Consider the following 23,870-nt stretch of genomic DNA (forward strand, 5'->3'; position numbering starts at 1 on the left):
CCCATCGGGTTTCCCCTTTTGGATAAGTCGGGTGACGATAGGGTGCGGATTATTCCGCTTTGATACCTTGCCCTATTACTTGCTCAAGGTAAGATTATTACAGCCCCTTACGGGCGCACTACCATACTGTTTGAGATCGGCGTACCCGTCGCAAACACAACGCCACGCCCTCCGGTAATCTCATCAAGGTAACGGCATTTCATAAAAAGGTCGGAAGATTTCTGCGCTTCCGTCTGAGCAATACCGCCCACATTCCTCATTTTGGTGTAAAGATACAGATTCTTGTAATAATGACTTTCATCTATGAAAAGCCTGTCTATACCGAGTTCTTCAAAGGTTACGACATCATCCTTTCTTGATTGATCGTTTAATTTTTCCAGCTTCGTTTGCAGGGATTTCTTTGTCTTTTCAAGCTGCTTGACCGAAAAACGGTCGCCACGGTTTCGCTTTATATCCGCAATTCCTTCAATAATATCGTCAAGCTGCTGTTGTAAAACAGCCCTCTGCCGTTCAATGCTTATCGGGATTTTTTCAAACTGTGAATGACCGATAATCACAGCGTCATAATCGCCTGTGGCAATCCTGCCGCAGAAGCGTTTTCGGTTTTTCATCTCAAAGTCTTTTTTGGTAGCGACCAAGATATTCGCCGCAGGATAGAGCTGCAAGAACTCCGCCGCCCACTGCTCCGTCAAGTGATTCGGCACGACAAAGAGGGATTTATTGCACAGTCCGAGCCGCTTGGATTCCATAGCGGCGGCAGTCATTTCAAAGGTCTTGCCTGCGCCCACGGCGTGTGCCAAGAGGGTGTTGCCGCCGTAAAGGATATGGGCCACCGCATTGCGCTGGTGGGGCCGCAGGGAAATTTCCGGGTTCATACCGGAAAAACGGATATGCTCCCCGTTGTAGCTGCGGGGCCGGATGGCGTTATAAAGTTCATTGTATTTCTGGCACAGGTCGGCTCGGCGGGCCGGGTCTTTCCAAATCCAATCCTTGAATGCCTCCCGGATCTGCTCCTGCTTTTGCTGGGCCAGCATGGTTTCTTTGGCGTTAAATACGCGGGTGGTGCTGCCATCCGGCTCATGGATGGTATCATAAATCCGGGTGTCCCGCAGGTTCAAACTGTCCTCGATGATCGCGTAGGCATTTCGCCGTTTGGTTCCATAGGTCACATAGGCCAGGGAATTATTCAGGCTGTCCCGTGATTTCCCGCTCACATTCCACTCGCCGGTGGCCGGGGAATAGCGTACCTGTATGTCCTTCTTGTAGCTGAACGGGGTTTTTAAGAGTTCATGGACAAATTGGGTGTAATACTTCGGGTCAATCCAGGTAACGCCGATCCGCACGTCGATCTCCGCTGCGGAGAGGTCTTTGGGCTGGGCTTGCTCCAGTGCGGCCACATTCTCTGCAAATGCAGGGTCAATCTCTGCCGCCGCCCGTGCAGCGGCCAGCTTCTTCCGGACGTTGCCGGATAAATACTCGTCTGCCGTTTCCCATCCATCTAACGGGCCGCCACCGGCTTCCGGATTTTTGTAGATGACCCCTTTCAGGTCACGGATGATGCTGTCGGTTTCGCCTGGGGTGCCAAAAAGGGAGGACATATACCCCAAATCCACACGGGCACGTTCTCCAATAGAAACGGCCAGGGCTTCACTGGCGGTGTCCACATGGTCAATCGTCACCTGTTGGTTGATGGTGCGTTTTGTGAACATATCCGCCTTGCGCTCTAGGTTTCCGTCCTCGTCCAATACCTCCAGGGAACACAGCAGGCAGTAGGACGAATCCTGTTCAAAGGCCCGCTTGTTTCCAGTGCTGTTTAAGAGGCCGTACTCTGCGGTATAAGCGTCGTAGGCTTGATTCAGTTTTTCCTGAGCGGCCTTGATGTTCTCATCAGTGCCACCGTGAAGCTGCAACTCAATGAGATTTCGGGTCAGTTCCCGGAGGCTAATCATCCCCCGGATACGCTTTTCGGTGGTGGCGGGAACCTCTACCGGAATCCGTTCGCCGTTCTCCACAAAGTACAGCTTGCCGCTGACCTCCGTGTAGCTGAAATTCCGGGCTTCCGGATCGGCGGTTTCCATCCGTTCTAACAGCTCCGGGACTTCCACCGCACCTTTTTGGGAAAGAAGCTGCTGATCCGGCGGGGAGAGTTTTAACAGGGCTTCCCCAAGCTGGTCGGACAGCACAGCTCCCGGCAGCGGGGCGCAGGTAGTTTCCCGTTCGTTGCCGTACATACTCTTATCCCAGGCCATCATGCCCAGCACCATATCCGGGTGGGTTTCAAAATAGCGGTTGATAGGGATGCCGTCTGCGGTCTGTCCCAACTGCACCCAATCCGGCACCTGCTCCGGCGGCTGCGCCCGTTTTTGCAGGAACAACATATCCGTCGTCACATCCGTACCGGCGTTCCGGGAGAAGGCGTTGTTCGGCAGACGTACCGCGCCCAAAAGGTCGGCCCGCTGTGCCAGATATTCCCGCACGGTGGAATCCTGCTTATCCAGCGTTCCCTTTGAGGTGATAAAAGCCACAATCCCACCGGGCCGCACTTTATCCAGCGTTTTCACAAAAAAGTAGTCGTGAATGAGAAGGTTTTGCTTATCGTACCGGGGATCGGCCAGCTTATAGCTGCCAAAGGGCACGTTCCCCACGGCCAGGTCAATGGAATTGTCCGGCAGGTTGACACGCTCAAAGCCATCCACGGTGATATTCGCCTGGGGATAAAGCTGCTTTGCCAACCGTCCGGTAATGCTGTCCAGTTCCACGCCCATCAGGGTCGCGCTCTGCATAGACTCCGGTAGAAGCCCAAAGAAGTTGCCTACGCCCATAGCAGGTTCCAGAACGGTATCTGGATGAACGCCCATCTTCTCCAATGCCTGATACATTCCCTCAATCACGGTGGGGCTGGTAAAATGCGCGTTCAGGGTGGAACCACGGGCCGAAGCGTATTCCTCCGGGGTCAGCAGCGTTTTTAACTCTGCATACTCCGAAGCCCATTTCTCATTGGTTTCATCAAATGCCTGGGGAATGCCGCCCCACCCGACATAGCGGGATAAGATTTCCTGTTCCTCCGGCGTCGCGCTGCGGCCCTGGGCCTCCAGGTCTTTTAAGAGCCGGATTGCAGCCACGTTGTTCTGGTACTTTGTCTTTTGCCCGCCTGCACCCAGGTCAGGGTCGGTGATGTGGAAGTTTTGGGCGGCAGGGCGCTCTGGTTCCTCGATATGCAGCCGTTCCACAACCACGTCGTAAGGTAAGTGATTTTTTTCTCCTGGATAAACTTTCTCGGTTTCTGGTGTAGCTTTTATACCCCGGTCAACAATCGCTTCATTTGCTCGCTGCCATTCATCGGCAGATACAATGGGCTTTATTTCAGGTGGAGGGAGCGTTCTGCCACTGGCCTGAGAGGTGTCAGGGGCTTTCCCGGTCTGGTCTGGGATAGCTTCTTTGATACGTTCCCATTCTTCATCAGATACGGTAATATCAACTTCATGGGTAGCGGGGCCATTCCCAACCGTCAGGGTGTCGCCCTCGCGGGTAATCGGCTGCCCGGTCAGGTCAGGCTGCTGCTTTTCGGCATCCGCTTTCTCCAGTTCCTTTATAAATTGAGCGGCGGATTCTGCGTCGGGAAAAACCTTTGCCCAACTGTTCTCGTCATAATAGTAGTCCCATGTTTCTTCATCGAAAATAGCAAATCGGCCACCATCCGGGACATAGGAATCCGTGCTGCTGGCTTCTATCACAGAGTAGCGATGATACGGTTTTACATCCTCCTGAATGGCGGCCGGATCTCTCTGAGCCGCGTCAAGGCCCGTACGGATGAGGTGATCAAAGTCAAGTGTGACAAGTTCCTTGAGAATCAGTTTCGAGAGATTTTGGTACTTATCTCGATGTACCAATTCGCCGTCCAGCAGGTAACTGATGGACGGCTCTACGAGATTTGCTTCCACCTGAAGGATGTGCTGTTCGTTGTCTGTAGTGGTACAGGCTAACCCGATATGCCGCAAGTCGGTAAAATCCACCTCGGAACCATATTCATACTCACAAAATTCTGTAATCAGCCTTTTGGCTGTATCAAGCTGGGATTGTTCGTAGGTTTCCGAGAGCATTTCCTCTGTGCGTGCAGCCGCCGCCAGGTCTTTTTCCTGCTGGCGTTCCACCCATTCCCGCACGATGGATACCGGCTCATCCCGGAAGATGGGAAATCCAGTTCTGACCCCAAAGGTATCATCCCGCAGGCTGACACGCCCCGCAGCGTAATCGACCTGATCAATAGTATAGATACGGTTTTCCTGCTCCAGCTTCATCCGCAGGGGAATAAAATCAGCCACATCCAGGTTTTTGACAATTTGATACTGACCGTTCTCCCATTCGCCAATAGTGACGTTATGGCCGTGAAGCTGTAACTGCTTTGCCAGATGGGGCCAGCCCAGGTTTGTGCCGGTGACAGTGGTTTTCCCAAGTCCGGGAATCTCCTGAACCACGGTCTTTAGGCCCAGGTCGGCGGCAGCCTGCTTTGCGTCCTCCCCATAGAGCAAAAAATAATCGCCCACCTTGACGCTTACAAAAGAGCCGGGGTGATCGGCCTTTAATTTCATGTACTCTGGCACATCCGGCACAAAGGAAGGAGGAACGGGGGCTTCTGTGGACGGTTTGACCGCTTCGGACGCGCCCGCGCCGGTGGGTTCCGGGGAGGGAACCGGCGGGGGTGGGGTTGTACCCTGGCTGCCCCCGTTTTGGGGTTCTATCTGTCCACGCTCGGCCGCTTGCCGTGTGCCTGTTAGGGCTGCGGCAGCCTGCTCCAGCACTTCCTTATCCATCCGCCGATGAAAATCCGGAAAATCATAGTAAAGTCGTAAAAGATCCGGTTCATTGACGGCCAGGACTGCCCGCCGAACCGCTGCCTTTCCCTCAATCGCCACATTTTCCGGATCGCTGTTCTTGACTGCGTTTTGGTATGCTTCATCGGCCAGCACACGGGAAAGCACCATTGGCTGAAATTCCCCATACAGTTCCCGTACACTGCGAGGTTCAGTCATTGCGGAAAGGTCAAAGGATAGTTGCTCATTGGCCGCTGTGCCGGACTGCTCAAACAGTTTCCGGCTGGCTGTTTCCAGCTTGTTATCCTTTGGCTGCTCCGGCTTTCTGCGCCGGGAACGGGAAGAAGCAGCCTCCGCTTCCTGGCGAGAAATCTTCTGTACCTGCATTTCCGGCAGGTCAAAAAGAGTAAGCTGCCGGTAGTCCGGCTTTGCAGAAAATGGCGCGTCTATCTCCACAGACGCAGAAACAGCAGGCTGTTCACCTGCCGTTTCTTCCGGATTTAACTGTAAATTAGGTCGCTTCGGATGATCTCCTCCGCCGACTGCTGGATGTTGTTCATCCGCTGCACCCATTCCATCGGATTGCTGGCTTTCAATGCTTCGGTCACGCCCTGTTCTTTCGCCATTTCTGCCACCAGATTGTCCATCTGCTCCTGGGCTGTCCGGTCGATCTCGGTCAGATGCGCCCACAGCCTGCCGGTCAGCAGCATCGAATTGTAAAGTCCCTTGCGGTGCTCCATCAGATATTTCTCCCTGGCTCTTCCGAACCGGCCCAGGGTCTGCGGTTCGTTCTCCACCTCGTCCATCCGGAGATTGGGAACCTGATACCCGTTCTGTTTGGTGTATGTCAATATCGCCATGCTCGTCGCTCCTTTCACGCTTTAATGTGCTAAAGTTTCTGCTATCATTATACGGCTCCCTGTCAGACTTTGCAAGAGGATTTTTGGCCTTTTCCCGTTCGATTTTCCGGATAGTGTCGCCAATCTCCAAAAGCAGTTCCCGGCTTCCCTGGGATACTGCCGTCCCCAGGCAAGCCAGGGCAGCGGTGGTGTTAAAATTGGTGATCTCCCGAAGATCCTCTGTGTCCAGGTAATGGTTCACGTCCAGGCCGCAGCGGGAAAGGACGGCGTACTGGACACTCGCCCGCAGGGTGTTGCGGAACAGCACCTCTACGTTAAAGTCGTCAAGCTCTTCTAAGAAGCTGTCCTCCCTCTCATAAAGCAGGTCGGGGAGATATTCGCCGTAGCTTTCCTGTACCAGCTTATCCGCTGCCTCCATCAAGAGGTCACCCAAATCACTAGCACCGTCAATTCCAAAGGCATCCCGCAGCCGTTCCATGACCGGCTCGCGGTTTTCCTCTGTCAGCTTCCACAGCCACGGGTCTTTGCCGCCCCGCACCGGATGGGTGTCTGCTACATCATGCACATAGTCCAGATAGGGCTTGCCGCCGTATCCCTTGCGGATCAGCGCGATGGCGGTGCTGCCCGCATTGACCCACCGGTGCATTTTGTTGTTCCAGGTGGACATATCCGCACAGGCTGTCGCGTCCGCCTTTTGTGCGTAAATTAAGAGTTGATCGTCGAAATCATAGGCTTTATAGAACCGCGCCGCCGTAGTCAGAAAGCGGCACCATTCCTCCGGTGAGTGTGTGACCTTCCGGCTGGTATCGGCGGCCAGTTCCGAAATGGTCTGCCATTTCTGCGCCATAAGAACCTCCTTTCAAAAAGAAGAGCGGCACAGACACCCCATGCCGCCCCGAATGATTAAGTGGATTGCCTGCGCTCCCGATTGCGCTGGTTCATCTCGTCCAAAACCCGTTTCTGTGCTTCGGAGAGCGCCCGCGGCGGTGAGATTTTCACCCACTTTTTAGGCAATTCAAAGGTCAGCCCACCGCAGCGGTTATCCTCAGTCTGCCGCACCTGGGCCGGGTGGGTCTGGCACAGTTCCAGAAGCACCCGCTGCAAGGCCGCGTTATGGGTATAAACGCTGGCTGTGGTTTCTGCTTCGTTAAAAAGAATGATGGTTTCCTGTTCTACCTTCAGCAAGGCCATCCCGATCACCGTTCCCTTTCCGGCACACTGGCCCCAGGCAGGGGACGCGCCTCCTGCGCCCGGCGGAGCTGCTCCCGCAGGGACGGCGGCTTTTGGGGTCTCTTTTCTTCCCTGTGTTCCAGTGCTTTGACGGTATCGCTGGTCTTTTCCGCCTCCCGGTCTTTGGCGCGGGTTCGCTCCGGCTGACATTCCAGAAAGGCGAGGATTTCTCCATCCGGATAGCGGATCGGCTCAAAAATACGTCCGGTCTGCAAAAACATCCCCTCCATTCCGGCCCCGGCCTTATAGTTTCCCTGGCTGTCCCGTTCGCTTTCCAGAAGCACCAGGCCGTTGTCCAGCACATACCCCGGCTCCTTGCGCTGGTTCACCCCCGACAGGCCGATGGTCACAGAAAAATCGGTGATGGCAGCAAACTGTTCGCGGGGGCCGACCTCGGCAAAGGCGTGGGGCTGCATTTCATCCCCGTCATAAACGGGGACAAACAGCTTTGGAGCTGCTGGTGCGCCAGTAACGGTGTGGTCGCCAGATTCATACACGCCTGGGGCCTCCTCCATAAAGTAGAGAAGCGTCCCATTTTCCAAAATGTACTCCACGCCGGGGATATTCTCATAGCGCGGCCCCAGGTATCGCTCAAAAGTGTCAAAGGGCACCACGGCATATTGGTTTCGTTCCTCACTCATGCTTTGCACCTGCTTTCTTCTGGTCAAATTCCAGCTTGTAATTCACATACTTGCCGGTATCGTCGAGTACCACGGTGGCATCGTAGGCCACGCCCTTTTTCTCGCTGAATAGGCCGGTCATTTTGACACGCCCCTTTTTCAACAGTGCGCTTGCCACCGTTTTAGTCAGTTCTTTATGCTTGTCGGCAAAGAAGCGGCTGTTCTTCCACATGGTAAACCCGCAGGAACGGTCAACACACAGAAAACTCAGCTTGCTTTCCACCACATCCTTGCCGCAGCGGGGACACTTGCCAATCGGCTCCCGTTTATCAAAGAGGGAGGTATCTGCCTGGATTGCCCGGTAGCTCTCCACCAGATCGGCGGTCATCCGTTCAATCCCAGAGAGGAAATCGTCTGCGGAACGCTCCCCACGCTCCACCTCCTTTAAGGATGACTCCCATTCTGCGGTCAGTTTGGCCGATTTGATGCTGTCTGGCAGCACCACAATCAGGTTATGGCCTTTTTTCGTGGGAAGAAGCTGGCGGCCCTTGCGTTCCAGAAAGCCGCCGCGCACCAGCTTTTCGATCACACCGGCGCGGGTAGCCGGGGTTCCCAGGCCCGTGCGCTCCACATCCTTAATCTCTGCAAATTCCTCTGCGCTGGCGTGTTCCATCGCGGAAAGCAGCAGATCTTCCGTGAAGTGTTTGGGCGGGCTGGTGGTTCCTTCACGCACCGCCGCCTTGCAGCCGGAAAGGGACTGCCCCTCGGTGATGGAGGGCAGCGCGGCCGCTTCCGGGTCGTCCTTTTCCGGCTTCTGCTTCAGCGTGGAGAGGAAGGCTTGCTCCACAGCCTTCCAGCCAGGGCTTGTTACTACGCGCCCCTTTGCGGCAAAGGAAGTACCGCCGCAATCCAGCTCCACAGCCGTATCCTCGTAAACCTGTTTTTCGCTGACCGCGCATAAAAGCCGCACGATGACCAATGTGAGGATGTTGCGCTCCCCGGCAGGCAATGCGGCAAGCGCATCCTGCTTTACCTGCATGGTAGGCAGCAGCGCATGATGATCGCTGACCTTTGAAGCGTCTATTACACGGGAGATGTCCGTCGGCCCCACCTCCACAGAAAACGGCAGGCTGGAAACAGATTGTTCCAAAAGCTCCGGCACTGTGGCGGCGGTGTCCTCTGTCAGATAATTGGAATCGGTACGGGGATAGGTCAACAGCTTCTTTTCATAGAGGGCCTGTGCATAATCCAACACCTGCTGGGCAGTGTAGCTAAACAGCCGGTTTCCGTCCCTTTGGAGGGAAGTCAGGTCATATAGCTTCGGCGGGCTGGCGTTGCGCTGCTTTTTCTCCACCCTTCGGACAGTGGCAGTCTGGCCTGCACAGGCAGCTTTCAGTTTCTCCGCTTCCTTTTTATCTGCCATCCGGTCGCTTGCGGCAGGAAAACCGCAATCCAGTTCCACCGTGTAAAACTTCTCCTTTTTGAAACTGTCAATCGCGGTTTCCCGTTCCACTACCAAGGCCAGGGTAGGGGTCATGACGCGCCCCACGTTGAGCGTCCTTCGATAAAGGGTGGAGAATAGCCGGGTTCCGGTAATTCCCACCAGCCAATCCGCCTTTGCCCGACAGAGGGCCGCAGCATAGAGAAGGTCATACTCGCTGCTGGGACGCAAGGCGGAAAATCCCGCTTTGATTGCGTCCTCCTCCATCGACGAAATCCACAGCCGCTCCATCGGCTTGCGGCACCCGGCCTGCTGATACACCAGCCGGAAAATCAATTCTCCTTCACGGCCCGCGTCGGTGGCGCACACCAGGCTATCCACGTCAGCGCGGTTCATCAGGTCGGAAAGCACCTTGAATTGTTCCTTTTTCCCTGGGTCAACGGTAAACTGCCATTCCTTTGGGATAATCGGTAAATCCTCATACGTCCACTCGGAATACTTCGGATCATAGGCATCGGCAGGGGCCAACCCCACCAAATGCCCGACGCACCAGCTTACCAGAAAGCCGCCGCCCTCCAAATATCCCTGTTTTTTCTGTTTGGCTCCCAGCACAGCGGCCAGACTTTGGGCCACGCTGGGTTTCTCAGCCACCACTAATTTCAATCGCGTTTCCTCCTTTCTTTCAAAAGCTGCTTATAGCAGACCCCTATACAGCGCCTTCCCATACCATAGTTGCAGCCATAGCAGGGATGATCGGGCGGGAGCGCCGGAGGTTTTGGCGCTCGCCGCCCGGCAGGTTTCTGCTGCATCATCCGTTCCAGCCCTGGATTGTTACTGAATAGTGGCATCCTCGTCCTCGTTCGGAAGTTCCTGCTCCTCCTCATAAAGCCGGCGCTGTTCGGCTTCTTCCTCGGCAGTCAGTTCCGGCGCAGGTTCTTCCAAATCTTCCTCCCGGATGGTCGGTTCTTCCGGCCCTGCAAACTCAAATTCATCCAAATCGGCGGCATCGTCCAATTCGTGTTTGGGCTTATAAATCTTGAAGTAGTACCCCAGGCCACCTACGGCAAGCACCGCCACGCCGATCAAGGCCAGCATAACCGGACTGGTGCCGGTTTCCGGCGCAGGCTCCGGTTCGGGTTCCTCTATTACCTCGACAGGCTCCTCCGGCTCCGGTGCCAGTGTGGGTTCCGGCTCTGGTTCCACCGGCTCAGTGGTTTCTTCCGCGTCCGGCTCGGCAAGGGCCATCAGGTCGGACTCCGTGACCGCATTGAGGAAATAGACGTTTTCCGTATCGCGCTGTTTATCAATAACCAGATAAAAGACGTTTTCATCCTCGGTCACAATGGTATAAAACTCCTTTTCGTCCTCGCTGGTGGCGTTATCCAGGACAGTGCCGGTTCCGTTTGGGGTAAAGGGGTTCGGCTCGGCAGTTTCCTCCGGTTCGGTAGTTTCCTCCACCGGCGCGGGTTCCGTCTGCGGTTCGTTACTCTGTGCATAGGCTGTAACAGAAAAGGTGCCAAAGCACACCGCAAGCGCGGCCAGCACCATAAAAGAGCGTAGCTTATTCTTCATCGTCCATTTCCTCCTGTTCCTCCGGATTCTGTACCGACACAGGCAGGCCGCCGGTATTGCCGTTGCGGATGGCCTGAATGATGGAGGCCAGTTCTTCCGGCGTGACCTCCAGGCCGCGCACCATACCAACAATCTCGGTATTCTCAAGTTCCGTTTTCTGCTGCTCCAGCTCCCTAAGCCTTGCCTGCTGGGTAGTGATTTTTCCCTTGATCTTCTCAATCTCGGTCACGATTTTCTGAATTTTCTGGTTCATCAAAACTCCTTTCCGGGCGGTTATAAGCGCCCAATTGCGTAAAAGTGCTGTTGCCAGTAAGATGTGTTGATATTGGCGTACTGAATGGGTGAGCCACAGTGGATCATCATCCCGTCGCCCACATAAATCCCCACATGGGACACCGGCCCCGCGCTGTCATAAGTTCCCGTGAAAAAGATAATGTCCCCTGGTTTGGCTTCGGAGGACGAAATAATCGCGCACTGATTGTAAATGCCTTGCGCTGTGGTACGGGGCAGGTTATGAACGCCGCTGTTGGTAAAGACCCAGCAGACAAAGCCGCTGCAATCAAAGCTGGTAGACGGATTTGAGCCGCCCCAGACGTAGGGGTAGCCCAGGTACTTTTCCGCTTCGGTAATCAGCGCGGCAAAGGACGGGTCGGACAGGGCCTCACCGGGGATCTCATAATGCTCCCCTTCAGAGGGGTTCGCGTAGATGTTGTCTCCGAACAGATAGGGCTTGTTGCCTTTTAACTCCAGGATGGCGGCATACCGGCCCTTTTCATCTTCGGTCAGGTTTTCCACCGCCACCGTCCCCAGGGAATGGTTCCGCAGGGTCACATGGAGAATGTAATACTCATACGCCTCCTCGCTTTCATGTTCGTTGCCTTCCTCATCCGTCCAGGTCACAGTCCGGTAACGGATCTGCACCTCCTCACGGGTGGTAAGGGTATATTGCTGGTTGAACAGGGCTTCTAATTCTGCCTGTACCTGAGCCGGGGTGAAGGCATTGAATTTTGCAGTCAGGTAGGAAATCAGCTCATTGGGATCGTGGCCAATGGTGTCCACATCGTACTGGTACTCGTCATAGCCGGGAAATTCGCTTTCAATATTGGCCATCCTGCGTTCCAGCCCCTGTTCCAGCGCAATATAGTTGTCCTCCACCTGCAAAATGTCCGGATCTTCGGAAGTATAGGAGGTGCCAAGCACAGCACCCATCGCCCCTTCCATCGTCACGGAACAGGAGGACAGGGAAGAAAACACCAGGATAAATAACAGGGCCACGCCACCGACAATCACCAAAATCCCCCTATTGTTCTTGACCAGGGCAACAGCGGCCTGTCCTGCATTGCTGATTGCTTCCTTTGCTTTTTTTGCAACCGCAGCCCCACGGCTCCCCGTTCTCTGTGCTTCCCGATAGGCTTTGGCGTACTCGCGCTTTAGCTTTCGCTTCTGAAACATGGCTGACAGCGAATGCTTTTGCAGTTGGGGATTGTCCCGGATGGCGGCACGGTAGTTAGCATTGACTGTGGCGCGGGCACTTTTGACTTCCAGGCGTTCCACCCTGCGATAGGGCGCATCCTTTATCGAGTGGTAGCCCTTCCGGATCGCGTTCGTCGCTAGATTTTCTGCTGTAAACTCGGTTTTGTGGGCCGCTTCGGTGCCCACATTTTCCTTTTCCACCTGCCGGATTTTACTGTGGGCCGCCAAATCCACCGACCGTCCAGCCTTCAGCCCTGCCTGCGTCACCGGGTTTTTCCGGCTGCGCGGTTTTACCTCGTCCTCAAAACTCAGCGAGTGCCGTACCTTGCCGGTCATGGCGTCAAATTCCCGGTTGATCCGGGGGCGGCGCTTCTTTGGCAGGTCTGCTTTGGCCTTTTCCAGCTTTTCGTCCAGGATTTCCGCCTTTTTCTCTGCATGGGCAGCCCGTTCCTCCGGCGAAAAATGCAGCCGCTTACTTTTGGCTGCATCATCCGCGTCATAGATATTGCGCTTTCGCTTCATAGGCCACCCCCTTATGCCGCCAGGTCGGAGGGTTTCGTGGTCATTACCCGGTAAAGCTGCGTATTGCGCGGGAATTTGTCCTCAAAGGGAATAATCTTATCCCCAAAGAACAGAAGCCCTTCGCCCTCGCCGCTGTTGGTCACATGGTTTAGCTCCTGGGGGGAAATGCCAAGCCGCTGGGCCAGGATATTCCGGTCGCTGGCACCCTGGTTCAGCATCAGCACAAAATCGCTGTTTTCCAGGATGTTTTCGATCTCGGAACTGTCCAAAAGGTCTTTGACATTCTGTGTTAGGGATGTGGGGATGCCATTCCACTTGCGGAACCGCTTATAAATCTCGGCGGTGTAGGCTGCTGTCTGCGGCTCCTTTAAGAGCAGATGAAATTCATCCAGGAAAATCCGGGTGGTGATACCGGCGTAGCGGTTGACCGCTGTGCGCTGCCAGATATGTTTCTGCACGTTGGACATGACCAGCTTTTTTAAGCCCTGGCCCAACTTGCTGATGTTGTAGCAGACCATGCGGTTATTCAAATCCACGTTCGTCCTGTGGTTCAGATAGGATAGGCTGCCGGTGACGTAAATCTCCATTGCTGTTGCCAGATCATCCGCCCGCGAATTATGCTGCTCCCGCAGGCATTGGTATAAATCTCCCAGGATTGGCATATTCTCCGGCCTGGGGTTCTTCAGGTAATCCCGATAAACCAGGCTGATACAGCGGTCAATCAGGGACTTTTCAATGGGCATGAGCGGATTGCCGTAGGAGGCCATCATCAGTTCGCACTGTGAAAGCAGGAAATCCGCCTGCATGAGCATGGGGGATTCGCCCACATCAGTGGACAAGTCCAGATCCATAGGATTCAAATAGCTGTGGCTATCCGGAGCCAGGTAAATGGTTTGACCGTGAAGCTGCTCCGTCAAGGCGGTATATTCATTTTCCGGATCTAATATCAGGATGTGGTCGGGTGTGGCAAAAAAGGCATTGGCCATCTCGCGTTTTGCAAAAAAGGACTTGCCGCTGCCCGGTGTGCCCAGCACGATCCCGTTGGGGCATTTGAGGGTTTTCCGGTCTGCCAGGATGATGTGTTTGGTCTGTGCATTTACGCCATAATATAGGCCACCCGGCTGGAACACCTCACAGGAACGGAACGGCAGAAAGATTGCCGTTCCGCTGGTGGTAAGGCCGCGTTGGACTTCCACCTGGTTCACGCCCAGGGGCAGGGCCGACACAAAACCCTGTTCCTGCTGATAGTCCAGCCGGATCAGGTTGCAGTTGTTGGCGTTGGCAATGCCGTTCACCGAATAGATGATATTTTCCAGCTTCTGTTTGGTGGGCGCGGTATGCACCAGAAGGATGGTGACCATGAACATCTTTTCATCATGGTTCTGCAAATCCTCCAATAGCTTTTCCGCTTCCTTCCCGAAGGTTACAAGGTCAGGGGGAAGAATGTCCATGTCAAAGCCGGAGCGCACTGCCCGTTTCTGCTCGTCGATTTTGGCCTTATCCAAGTCACTCAACTTCCGTTTGACGGTCTTGAGCGCGGCCCCCTGATCGAGCGCCTTTGCGTGGATACTGACGATCTGGCTGCTCTCTATATTAAGAAGTGCGTTCAGCAGCGTGTCATACAGTTTGGTGGCCTGGATCTGCAAAAAGGAAACCGCGCCGACCGACGGGCCAACGCGGAAGTACCGGCCCTCCTTAAATAAGAAGGAGCTGGGAGCAATGTAGTCCTTACTGGAAAGGCCGGTTCCCACCAGCGAATCCCAGTTGAATTTGAATTTTTGCGGTTCATCCAGGTGTAGGCAGTGATGCAGCAACAAGAGCCGCTCATAGCCGTCCATCCCGTGTGCCTGGGTGCCAATGCCTTTGAACCTCTCCAGCACATCGGCTTCGATCTGCTCTAAGCGGGAAGTGGCCTGATTCACATCCTCAGCCTCCACCGTGAAGGTCAGACAAAGGCTGCGTTCCGTCTTGCACAGGCTGGCTTTGGAGAGCAGCATATCGGAAAACTCCTTGCGGATGGGGTCAAAGCTGTCGCCGGTGGGCAGAATCCGCAGGATTTTCCGGTATTCCACCATATCCGGATAATAGCAGACCACCGATAGCTGAAAGCCCACTGTGGGGCCGAAGTAGTTGACCAGGCGGCAGTACAATTCAAAAATTACCGCCTTATCATCGTCGGACGCTTCCGCATAGCTGCGATCCTCAAACGCAATGCTTTTGCTGTAAAGGCGGTTCCCCAGGCGGCACACCCCATTCTCATACATTTCCTCATAGGGAATGGTCTGTTGGGCGGTGGCGGCAATCTTACCGTCGCGTTTTGCCCGCTTGATGGCCTTTGCCAGTTGCTTTTTCTGCGCGGCATTCAGCGGTGTGTCCGGCCGGATGATCAACTCGTCGCCCCAGCCCACGGCCCGTTTCGGCTCCCGTCTTTTCAGTATTGGAAACAAGCTGTTTCACCTCCTCGTCAAAATAGGCTTGCCGCTCCAGAGCGGCAAATCGGTTCTCTGTCCGGTAGGGACGCGCTTGCTGCGTCAGGAACCGGACACGAAAATAATTTCTAAGCATCTTTTCCGGTGTCTGCCCGTTCTTTTCGTAAAGGGCGAAGAAGAAAAAGGGCAGAGCCGTAACAATCAGAAGAATCAAGGCAATATCGTTGCCCAGGCTTTTCCGGGTCAGAAAGTAAGTAGGAACAGCCACCAGTGCAGCCAGTGCAAAAAAGATAAGCTGTCGCTGGGTCAGACCAAACACGACCTTGCTCTTGACCTCGGTCAAGTCCTTTGTAATGTTCACATGGGCCAATCAACTCACCTCCCGTAAGTTCTCTCGTGGCGGCCACCCCTGAATGGAGGCAGCCGCTTCGTTGCCCCACACATCCCATCCCGGCGCACGGCTGCGGGCAAAAAGCTCAATCCGGGGCACATCACCCATCAGCCGGACAATGCGGCTGCGGGCTTCCTCCGGTTTCTTGCTGTGTTCCTCGATATGGGACAAAATCACCTGATGTACCCCGGCATTAGCACGCTTTGGGTGCCCTCTGGTAGCCAGCAGGCAGATTTCCGCATTGGCCCGTGTCCAGTAGCCCATGCCCGTAAACAGGGTGGACGCTTTCCGGTTTAGCTTCACCCAAACAAAGGCGACGGATTTATAGGTAAATCCCCAGGCATCCAATACCGGCCACGCTTCTTTTAACAGCGGGAACGTCACCCAAAGAAACAGGGTGCAATCCTTTGCTGCCAGCAGATGAACCGGCAGCGCCTTTATATCCTCCAGTGACATAGTGGAATAATGGCTTTCCGCAGAGCGGCCCGTGCCCTTTTTGCTCCACACCCGATAATGCCAGGGTGGATCGGCATAGATTACAGAATATTTTCCAGGTTCACTCACTCGTCCACCTCCTTTAATGGGCGTTTAGAATACTTTTTGCTACGCTGCCTGACTTAAACAGGCTGAAACAGAGCAGGACGGTGTAGGCAACACAAGTCCAGATGGCTCCGTGAAGGTCGCCGCCGGATATGGACAGGCTTTTGACCAAAATCGCATATATTCCGGTAATGACCATGATTAAGAAGCCTTGCAGCCCCAGGGCAACCAGGCCCCGGATGTAGTTGGTGCCGATATTTCCCCACTCATGGTTGGCAAGGGTGGCAAAGGGCAGCGGCCCCACGCTTGCATAGATGTATATTTCAATCATTCTGCCGTAGAGGATGATCGTGATGAGTGCGCCCATCACCGTCATGGCGAAGCTGACCACCCAGGTTTCCAACATCAGGGCAAAGAGTTCGCCAAGCCCCTTTGCTTCCAGTTCAGTGGTAATGGAAGCCAGTGCCGACGAAATATCAATGCTGGCGTTTGCGTCAATGACCCCGGCACTTTGCTGCACCATTGTCTGTGCCACCTCGAAGATGGCGATGATAAAGTCGAATGTATGGCTGACGACGTAGGCCGCAATCCCGGCTTTGATAATCCACTTAAAGAAGATGAAGGTATCAAAATCGTGCATATTGTTCCGATCTATGACCATGCGGATCAGTTCATAAGACAGGACTGCGGCAATCACAAGGCCCGCGATGGGGACGATTACAGACTCGGACAGGCTGTGAATCATGGAGAAGACGCCGGAGTTCCATTGCTCCGGCGTCTTTCCAACTTCCCCTGCGATAGTAGCGACCTTTGTATTTACATCACCAAACATATTCGACAGGTTTCCCGTGATGGCTTCAATCAGGAAATCCTTAATCCATTCTGTTATTGCGTCGATGATAAAATCCATAGGCCGTTACCCATACATTAACCGAGCAGACCAGACAGCAGGGGAACCACCTTCAGGCCCAGCAGAATGACACCACCTCCGGCCATAAGTTGTTTTATCCCCAATTAGGTGTAAAACTCTGCTCGATGGCGGGCGGCGGCGTACAAAAAATCTATATGGTGTTTTTAAGAGAACCGTCCCGGTAGGACAGGTCAGGCAGTGACCTGTTCCACCTCTGGGATGGGTTTGAGATTAAAATGAATTTCGATAGAAATGTGTCTTGTTTTATCTTCGTCAATGCGCTCATGCACGACGATTTCTTTGATTAAGCGGTTAAGGGTGGCTGCGTCCAGCTCTGTGATGTTGGCATATTCCTGAATGGCTTCCACCCATTGTTTTGCGTCATTGGCAAGCTGGGCTTCATCGGACAGCCGCTTCCTGCCCTCGGACACTTTTGCTTTAAGCTCCGTCTGCTCGGTCTGTGTCTTTTCCAGCATGGTGTTGAAATTCTGCTCACTGATACGCCCTGCAATCATATCCTCATAAAGCCGCATGACCATTTTATCCAGAACCTCAATCCGTTCCTCGTCCCTTGTAAGGGAGCGTTCCATTGCTTCCCGCTGTTCCCGCTGCTCGGCTTCACAGGTATTAGTCAGGCGGTCGGCAACCGCTTTCCCGTCCATCAGGGCAGCTCTGGCACATTCCCTGATTTTCCGCAGCACATGGCTGCAAAGGGTGTCATAGTCAATCCGGTGCTGGGTGCAGTGGTTCTTTCCAAAGGCATTGTAGGTCTTGCAGGAATAAATCTGCTGGGGATGTTTTGCGTTTGTGTAGCGTATCGTCAGCGACTTCCCACACTCGCCGCATTTTATCAATCCGGCAAACAGGCTGATTTCATTGGTCTGCCCCGGACGCTGGCGGGATTTCAGCTTGTTCTGCACAATGTCAAAGCTCATGCGGTCAATCAGCGGTTCATGCTGTCCCTCCACCACAATCCAGTCCTCCGGCTTCTTTTCCCCAATCGTGCCGATTTTGAAACGGTAGTCTTTTTTCTGGGAAGCAATCGCCCCGGTGTAGACGGGATTCATCAAAAGGTCTTTGATAACGGAGAAGTCCCACATATACCGTCCTTTTTCTGGGTCTTTCTTTTCCCATTTGGTGCGGGTATTGCGAAGCCCCCGTTCCCGGTTCCACCATGTGGGGCAGGGGATTTTTTCTTCCTCCAGCCGTCTGCGGATATAGTTCGGACCATGACCGTTCAGGGCATATCCGAAAATCAGTCGCACAATCGGGGCGGTTTCCTCGTCAATGAGCAGATGGTTTTTGTCCTCCGGGTCTTTCCGATACCCAAACGGGGCAAGACACCCGGTAAACTGTCCTTTCTGCGCTTTCAGAAGATAAGAGGAATGGACTTTCTTGGAAATATCCTTGCTGTACATCTCGTTCAGGATATTCTTGAACGGGGCAATATCGTTGTTATCCCGCAGGGTGTCGATACCGTCATTCATGGCGATATAGCGGACACCGTTTCTTGGGAAAAAGTCCTCAATCAAATGCCCGGTTTGCAGATAGTTCCGCCCCAGTCGGCTGAGGTCTTTCGTGATGACAAGGTTGATTTGCCTGCGCTCAATGGCTCTCAACATTCTCTGTAAATCAGGACGCTCCATATTAAGACCTGTGAAGCCATCGTCCTGATAGACTGCCACAACCTCCCATCCCTGCTTTTCGCAGTATTTTTCCAGCATATCACGCTGGTTTGCGATACTGGCACTTTCGCCTTGCAGGTCATCGTCCTTTGACAGCCTGCAATAGACCGCTGCACGATACCCTCCGGCAAGTGCCGAACCGGTTGTTCTGTATTCCATTTCGTTCATCATAGCCATTTACCCACACAATCCAGACGGTATCTGGCTCTTTTGAACCTCATCTTCATTATAGCTCATATCTTTCCTTTTAGCAAGATATTCTTTCGTATTTGTCTTACCGTATTTCTGGGAAATCAGGCTGACGAACACATCGGTTGCGTCCAGCTCCCCGTCAAACACCGTTGTAACATGAATCTCTGTTTTGTTTTTTGCCATAGGCAGTTATCCTCCATACATGAAAATAGCCAGACAGAGGGTGTCGGCAACGAAGTCCGGCAACGGGCTTCAAAAGACCTTGCAAACAATCTCAATCTGGCGATGGTTACTATTTATACTTTTCTTTTATTTTTCTGTTGTTTTGGTTGTCATAGGGGAGAAAAGCCGATAGTTTCGGGATTTTCCCCGGCAACCGGCTCGGCAACGGGATAGCAACAGGGGGTGCAACGGGCTGCCATTTTCAGAACGGAAGCTCCATCTGTTCTGTGACCTCCACAAAACCGTCCATCGTTTTTTCAGACGGGTTGCCGGAGTCCGTTGCCGGGTTTTCACGCTCCCAGCCCTTTTGTCTGCCATATTCGGAAAACATTCTTGGGTTCGGGAAGTACCGCCAGCCAGAAATGCACTGGTTCATAATCTCGTTGATTTCCCGGATTTCCCATTGCTTCGGCTCGTCAAAGGCATGGTTCAAGGCTTCCTTATAGAGCTGCTTGGAGCAGACCATGCTCCCGGTGTACCTATCAAGATACGCCTGTATCATTCCGGCTTTGGTGTCCTCCGGCATAAAATCCCGCTGGTGTTCTTTCAGATACCGCTGCATGTCGGGGCTGAAAGCCAGCTTGAACCTGCCGCTTCGGTAAATCTCCATCGCTTCCGCCCACATCTGCTCGATATAGGCTCTGGAAGCGGCTTCGTCCTCCAAAATGTGAACCTCGGCTTGCTCCGGGTACACCATGACGGGGATAAAGCGGCGGTTGCCGGAACGGTCAAGGGGCAGGAAGTCAAGGGCATTGGAAGTGCCGCCAAACACGCACTGACGGGGGCGGTCTGCTGGGTGGGTTTCATAGGGTATCTTGTAAACCTCTTTCTGCCGGCTTAAAAATGACTTGATTTCCTCAATGCTCTTGGCGTTTGCGGTTGCCATCATTTCCGACATTTCGATAATCCAGTGACCTTGCAGCTTACGGTACACATTGTCATCGTCCAGCTTCCGCAAATCATCGGAGAACCACTCGTCCCGGACTGCCAGCAGACGGAAGAAGGTGGACTTTCCAGCCCCCTGACCGCCTACCAGACAAAGCATGATTTCAAACTTGCACCCCGGCTGAAAGGCTCGTGAGATTGCACCCAGCAGGAACAGCTTCAACGCTTCATAGGTGTAATCGTCTGCGTCAGCCCCCAGAAAGTGCCGCAGACAGAAACGGATTCGTTCTGTCCCGTCCCACACAAGGGCACTTAGGTAGTCCCGGATGGGATGGTACTTGTTTTCATTCGCCACAATCCCGATGGCATTATCAATCTTTTTCTCATTGGTAAGCCCATAGGTTTCTTCCAGATAGAGAAGCAGATACTTCATATCCGTATCGTTCAGGGCTGTGCTTTCTCTGTGAAAACCGATGGGCTTTATGATGTCCTTGCGGTCGGTCAGGATGTTGTATGCGATAGCCCCGGAAAGCAGAGGGTCACGCTGGAATACGGTCAGGCAGTTCCGTATGCTCTGGCGGACACCGCCTTTCTCGGTGGTTTCCAGCCCCGCCTTGATTTCCTCAATGCTCTGGGGCGGCTGCATGGCGTTCATGGTGTTTTTTAGTTCTTGCTGCGTCTGCGGCTGCAAGCTCTGCCATTCGCTGTTCAAGCTGTATCACATCCTTTCCGTAGTCCGCAATCAAAGCCGCTTTTTCCTCTGTCTCCCCGAACAGCAGCACATCCAGCAGATATTCCACATGGGCTTGCTTTTGTAAGGCTTCCACAAACCGGGGATGAAAGGCTTCCTCTGGGGAGTGCGGGGCATATTCCGTTCTCCATGCCCGAAGCAGGTGGAGATAATCGGCAAGGATACGGAAGCAGCGGTTCTTTGCTTCCTGAAACTGTTCCTCCGGGGATTTCTGCCGGGGCTTGGGCTTTTTTGCCTTTCCCGGCGGTTTCCAGTCCTCATAGGAAAGCCCAAAGTCATTTGCCAGTTGTACGGCGGCTTCTTTCTTTGCCAGCCCATACAGGGCGGCGGCAAAATCAATCACATCCCCATCCGCACCGCAGCCGAAGCAGTGGTAACGCCGATCCAGCTTCATGCTTGGGGTTTTATCATTATGGAACGGGCAGCAAGCCATCCCGTTCCGACCTACATGGATTCCATAATGCTCCGCAGCCTGTCTTGTTGTGACGGACTGCTTCACAGCTTCAAATACATTCAAATCTATCCCTCCTTGAAAACAAAAAAGCACCTGACATTCTCTGATTGAAAATGGCAAGTGCCTGTTAAAGTTCCATATCCTGTTGTTTGTGTTTCGTCTGTGCCGGGACAGTTCTTTGTGCTTTTTTCTCGTCAGCCTTATCCTGCAAGACTTCCTTGATAGGCTGCTTCTTGGGCGGCTCTTTGCTTTCTTCTGTGCCGGGTGTAGCTTTCCGTACCCAGTAGCGGATGTCCCGCAACTTCTTCAAATCAGCCTGTACCTCGGTCAAAGGTTCTTTCAGCTCTGCGATTTCGCTGAGAAGTTTTTCCTGCTCCTCTTGCAGCTCCTTTTGGGTACTGTCCTTATCGTCTGGGTGCTTGGCAAGGTAGGCGGCGGCTTTCGCATACCGGGCAACCTCCGGGTGTTCCTGTTTGAATTTCTCCTTTGTTTTCTTAAAAAATATCTTCTGGTACTTCTCATAGACAGGCTTACATTCCTTGCAGGCTGTCTGGCTGGCAAGAATCCCGTCAATCACTTTGCTGCGGGCTTCCTTTGGCTTCATCTGATTGCGGTAATCTGCGGCTGATTTCCCGGAAGATTCCAGAAATGCTTCTAAGTCCTCCACAGTGGAAAGCCCCTTTTGCCGAAGATAGGACAGGGCTTCGCTGACTGCCTTTAAGTCCTGTGAAGTCCCCCGGTTCTGTCCAGCCCTTGTCCAGTCCTTCCGTTCTTCCTTTCGTATCTCCATGTACTTCATCAGCAGATTGGGAAGAAGTGTCGCTTCCTCCGCCGCCTTTTGTGCAAGCAGCTCTTTCCGTTTTTCTCCCAGCTCGGTAATCCAGCCTTTGAGGTTTTGGATAAGCTGCCGGATGGACTTCATCAGACTGTTGGCGGCTCTGATTTCCCGGTTCAGGTTTCCGATATTCGTCTGGATACCACGCTTTTCCATCTGCCGGACAGCAGCCCCCTCATGGACAGTGGGGACAATATCAAGCCCCTGTCTGGCATAGGAACGCAAGTCCACACGCTCCGGACGGTCATTGGCTTCCAGATAGCGGTTCTGGATGACCTCCCATTCATGCCGCCAGATTTCGCAATACTTCTGGTCGTTCCAATCCACCGTATCCTCCTTGTGGCTTTTCCATCTGCCGGACGGAAGTTTTATCCGTTCCCCGTTTTCGTCAAGGTCATAAACCTTGCGGCTCTTGGGAAGCCATTTTCCATGTTCGTCCATTGCCCTCATAGTGAGCATGACATGGGCGTGGGGATTGTGTCCCGGCGGATGGGGGTCATGGATGGCAAAGTCAGCAATCATGCCTTTGGAAACAAACTGCTTCTGGCAAAACTCCCGGACAAGGACAGCATACTGGTCGGGCGGTATCTCTCTGGGGATGGTAAGCACCCACCGCCTTGCAAGCTGGGAGTTCCATTGTTTTTCCACCGCTTCGGCGGCGTTCCACAAAGTATTGCGGTCTGCATATTCCTGTGGGGCATTAGGTGGGAGCAGGATTTCATTGTGGACGATACCACGCTTTTCCGGGTAGTGCTTCACTTGCTGGTCATATTCACAGAACAGTTTTTCGCCACTCTGGTAAGCAGCGGCGGCAACCGCAGACTGCCGCTGACTGCGCTGAACAATCGTGATTTCGTTGTGTGGACAGGGCATTTCGTGTCCCTCCTTTCGCTAATTGGTGGACGGGGTGGCGTTTTACCACCTCATTTTGGGCAGAAAAAAAGCAGGAAACCTTTCTTTCAGATTTCCTGCTCGGTGTGCCGCTGTGTGGGCGGCGGGTATTTAGTTGTAAAAGTTCGGGACAAGTTGACCCGATGTGAAGCTGACGAACTGGAATTTATTTGTTGTTATTTTCTATCAATCCCCAAAACATCATAGTATTCATCACTATACTCAATGCCACTATTGTCAAAGCGAGATTGCAGTTCTTTTACATAGTCATAAGGGTTATCAATAGGGGAAATTTCTAATTCTGTTTCAAGATAACTTAATGTCGCTTTCTGTTCCTCTGTGCGGATTGCTTCTTCCTCTTTGAGGTGTTTTTCAAATTTGTCTTTGTCCATCCAAATAATCTGCTCAATAGGATTAGTAGAACCACAAGCAAGAATAAGTCTCATAAAATCCTCAAAGGTTCTTGCCAGTGGATAAACAAAAACATCTGCACAAGTATCAGGATTGCAGGCAAAAACCATTTCCCCATACGGCTCAATAAAGCAATACATAATACTTCCTTCAAAACCTATTGCCTTTGCATTGGTCGGATAGCAGAAGTAAGAATAAATATCTTCAACTTGTTCAAGACAAATCAAAGAGCCATTTATATTCAGTTCTTTGTATTGGTCAAAAAGTGTTTCCATTTTATCACACTCCTTTACAACTTCTAATTTTTCAGTTCTACAAGTTGGAAGTTGTCGCTATGAAATTTCTTTTTCATCATCTCTTGGTGGTCGGACATAACATAACATTTCTTTTTCACAAGCACCAAATTTTGAGAAATTGGATTTCGCTTCTTTTAGCGTTATTCCATGATTAGAGTCGCTTGGTTCGTTATCAGAAGCAATGAACGGGTCATTCTCCCAAAAACAAACGGGGCAAATATACCCACAATCTTCATTTGCCGGAACATTATAGGTAAAATATCCGCAGCAAGGACATTGGTATTTTTTCATATAAACCTCACGTTTAAGCCTTGACCTCAAATTCCTGATTTATTTCTGACTTTATTATACTTCATCGATTATCGAAAAGATAGCATATTTTATGAAACTTGTCGGCTGGGAACAGCTTGCACCGCAAGGTGTCCCCAACAGGCAAGTCCACAAAAGGG

17 protein-coding genes and 3 pseudogenes are annotated in these 23,870 nt (G+C 52.9%); all 20 read right to left on the reverse strand.

All coding sequences use genetic code 11. The annotated features are described in order from the left end of the window. Window positions 1–122: 122 nt before the first annotated feature. Window positions 123–3,284: pseudogene (locus WGC32_RS15080) on the reverse strand (DEAD/DEAH box helicase family protein); the annotation flags it as partial. A 1,191-nt stretch (window positions 3,285–4,475) separates the two neighbouring features. Then, window positions 4,476–6,518: pseudogene (locus WGC32_RS15085) on the reverse strand (MutS N-terminal domain-containing protein); the annotation flags it as partial. 56 nt (window positions 6,519–6,574) lie between these two features. Further along, on the reverse strand, window positions 6,575–6,862 hold the full coding sequence (locus WGC32_RS01775; protein WP_342680495.1) for a hypothetical protein: 288 nt from the start codon (window positions 6,860–6,862) through the stop codon (window positions 6,575–6,577). 5 nt (window positions 6,863–6,867) lie between these two features. After that, window positions 6,868–7,542, reverse strand: a complete 675-nt coding sequence (locus WGC32_RS01780) for a hypothetical protein (protein ID WP_342680496.1) — start codon at window positions 7,540–7,542, stop codon at window positions 6,868–6,870. Next, on the reverse strand, window positions 7,535–9,625 hold the full coding sequence (locus WGC32_RS01785) for a type IA DNA topoisomerase (RefSeq protein WP_342680497.1): 2,091 nt from the start codon (window positions 9,623–9,625) through the stop codon (window positions 7,535–7,537). Before WGC32_RS01785 ends, WGC32_RS01780 begins: the two co-directional genes overlap by 8 nt. Before the next feature lie 168 nt (window positions 9,626–9,793). After that, window positions 9,794–10,534, reverse strand: coding sequence for a DUF4366 domain-containing protein (locus tag WGC32_RS01790; protein ID WP_342680498.1), 741 nt, complete (start codon window positions 10,532–10,534; stop codon window positions 9,794–9,796). Then, window positions 10,524–10,787: a DUF4315 family protein gene (locus WGC32_RS01795; protein ID WP_330032998.1), complete on the reverse strand. Its 264-nt coding sequence runs from the start codon at window positions 10,785–10,787 to the stop codon at window positions 10,524–10,526. The genes WGC32_RS01790 and WGC32_RS01795 overlap by 11 nt, the downstream gene beginning before the upstream one ends. Before the next feature lie 20 nt (window positions 10,788–10,807). Then, entirely contained in the window at window positions 10,808–12,529 is a 1,722-nt protein-coding gene (locus tag WGC32_RS01800) for a C40 family peptidase (RefSeq protein ID WP_342680499.1), read from the reverse strand. An 11-nt stretch (window positions 12,530–12,540) separates the two neighbouring features. Next, window positions 12,541–14,937, reverse strand: coding sequence for a VirB4-like conjugal transfer ATPase, CD1110 family (locus WGC32_RS01805; RefSeq protein WP_462933613.1), 2,397 nt, complete (start codon window positions 14,935–14,937; stop codon window positions 12,541–12,543). Then, the gene (locus tag WGC32_RS01810) at window positions 14,834–15,319 is read right to left on the reverse strand and encodes a PrgI family protein (protein ID WP_242963327.1); all 486 of its coding nucleotides are present in this window, start codon (window positions 15,317–15,319) and stop codon (window positions 14,834–14,836) included. Before WGC32_RS01810 ends, WGC32_RS01805 begins: the two co-directional genes overlap by 104 nt. Window positions 15,320–15,328: 9 nt before the next feature. After that, a complete protein-coding gene (locus tag WGC32_RS01815; RefSeq protein ID WP_087221665.1) occupies window positions 15,329–15,913 on the reverse strand; it encodes an MT-A70 family methyltransferase in 585 nt (194 codons plus the stop codon). Window positions 15,914–15,926: 13 nt separating this feature from the next. Then, window positions 15,927–16,799 carry a VirB6/TrbL-like conjugal transfer protein, CD1112 family gene (locus WGC32_RS01820; protein ID WP_087221667.1) on the reverse strand — a complete coding sequence of 291 codons (873 nt, stop codon included), beginning with the start codon at window positions 16,797–16,799 and terminating at the stop codon, window positions 15,927–15,929. A 17-nt stretch (window positions 16,800–16,816) separates the two neighbouring features. Then, a pseudogene (locus tag WGC32_RS01825) lies at window positions 16,817–16,900 on the reverse strand (Maff2 family mobile element protein); the annotation flags it as partial. Between the two features lie 90 nt (window positions 16,901–16,990). Then, window positions 16,991–18,661: a recombinase family protein gene (locus tag WGC32_RS01830; protein ID WP_342680500.1), complete on the reverse strand. Its 1,671-nt coding sequence runs from the start codon at window positions 18,659–18,661 to the stop codon at window positions 16,991–16,993. Further along, complete coding sequence (locus WGC32_RS01835) at window positions 18,662–18,859, reverse strand: hypothetical protein (protein WP_003020324.1); 198 nt, start codon at window positions 18,857–18,859, stop codon at window positions 18,662–18,664. A 241-nt stretch (window positions 18,860–19,100) separates the two neighbouring features. Beyond that, a complete protein-coding gene (locus WGC32_RS01840; protein WP_173104114.1) occupies window positions 19,101–20,438 on the reverse strand; it encodes a virulence-associated E family protein in 1,338 nt (445 codons plus the stop codon). Continuing rightward, complete coding sequence (locus tag WGC32_RS01845; protein WP_117461919.1) at window positions 20,407–21,051, reverse strand: CHC2 zinc finger domain-containing protein; 645 nt, start codon at window positions 21,049–21,051, stop codon at window positions 20,407–20,409. Before WGC32_RS01845 ends, WGC32_RS01840 begins: the two co-directional genes overlap by 32 nt. Window positions 21,052–21,115: 64 nt before the next feature. Further along, entirely contained in the window at window positions 21,116–22,696 is a 1,581-nt protein-coding gene (mobQ, locus tag WGC32_RS01850) for a MobQ family relaxase (RefSeq protein ID WP_173102493.1), read from the reverse strand. A gap of 194 nt (window positions 22,697–22,890) precedes the next feature. Further along, complete coding sequence (locus WGC32_RS01855) at window positions 22,891–23,400, reverse strand: hypothetical protein (RefSeq protein ID WP_006873177.1); 510 nt, start codon at window positions 23,398–23,400, stop codon at window positions 22,891–22,893. Between the two features lie 57 nt (window positions 23,401–23,457). Beyond that, window positions 23,458–23,712: a CPCC family cysteine-rich protein gene (locus tag WGC32_RS01860; RefSeq protein WP_006575072.1), complete on the reverse strand. Its 255-nt coding sequence runs from the start codon at window positions 23,710–23,712 to the stop codon at window positions 23,458–23,460. Window positions 23,713–23,870: the final 158 nt, after the last annotated feature.

The organism is Zongyangia acetica, assembly GCF_038739695.1.
Lineage (GTDB): Bacteria > Bacillota > Clostridia > Oscillospirales > Ruminococcaceae > Zongyangia > Zongyangia gallinarum.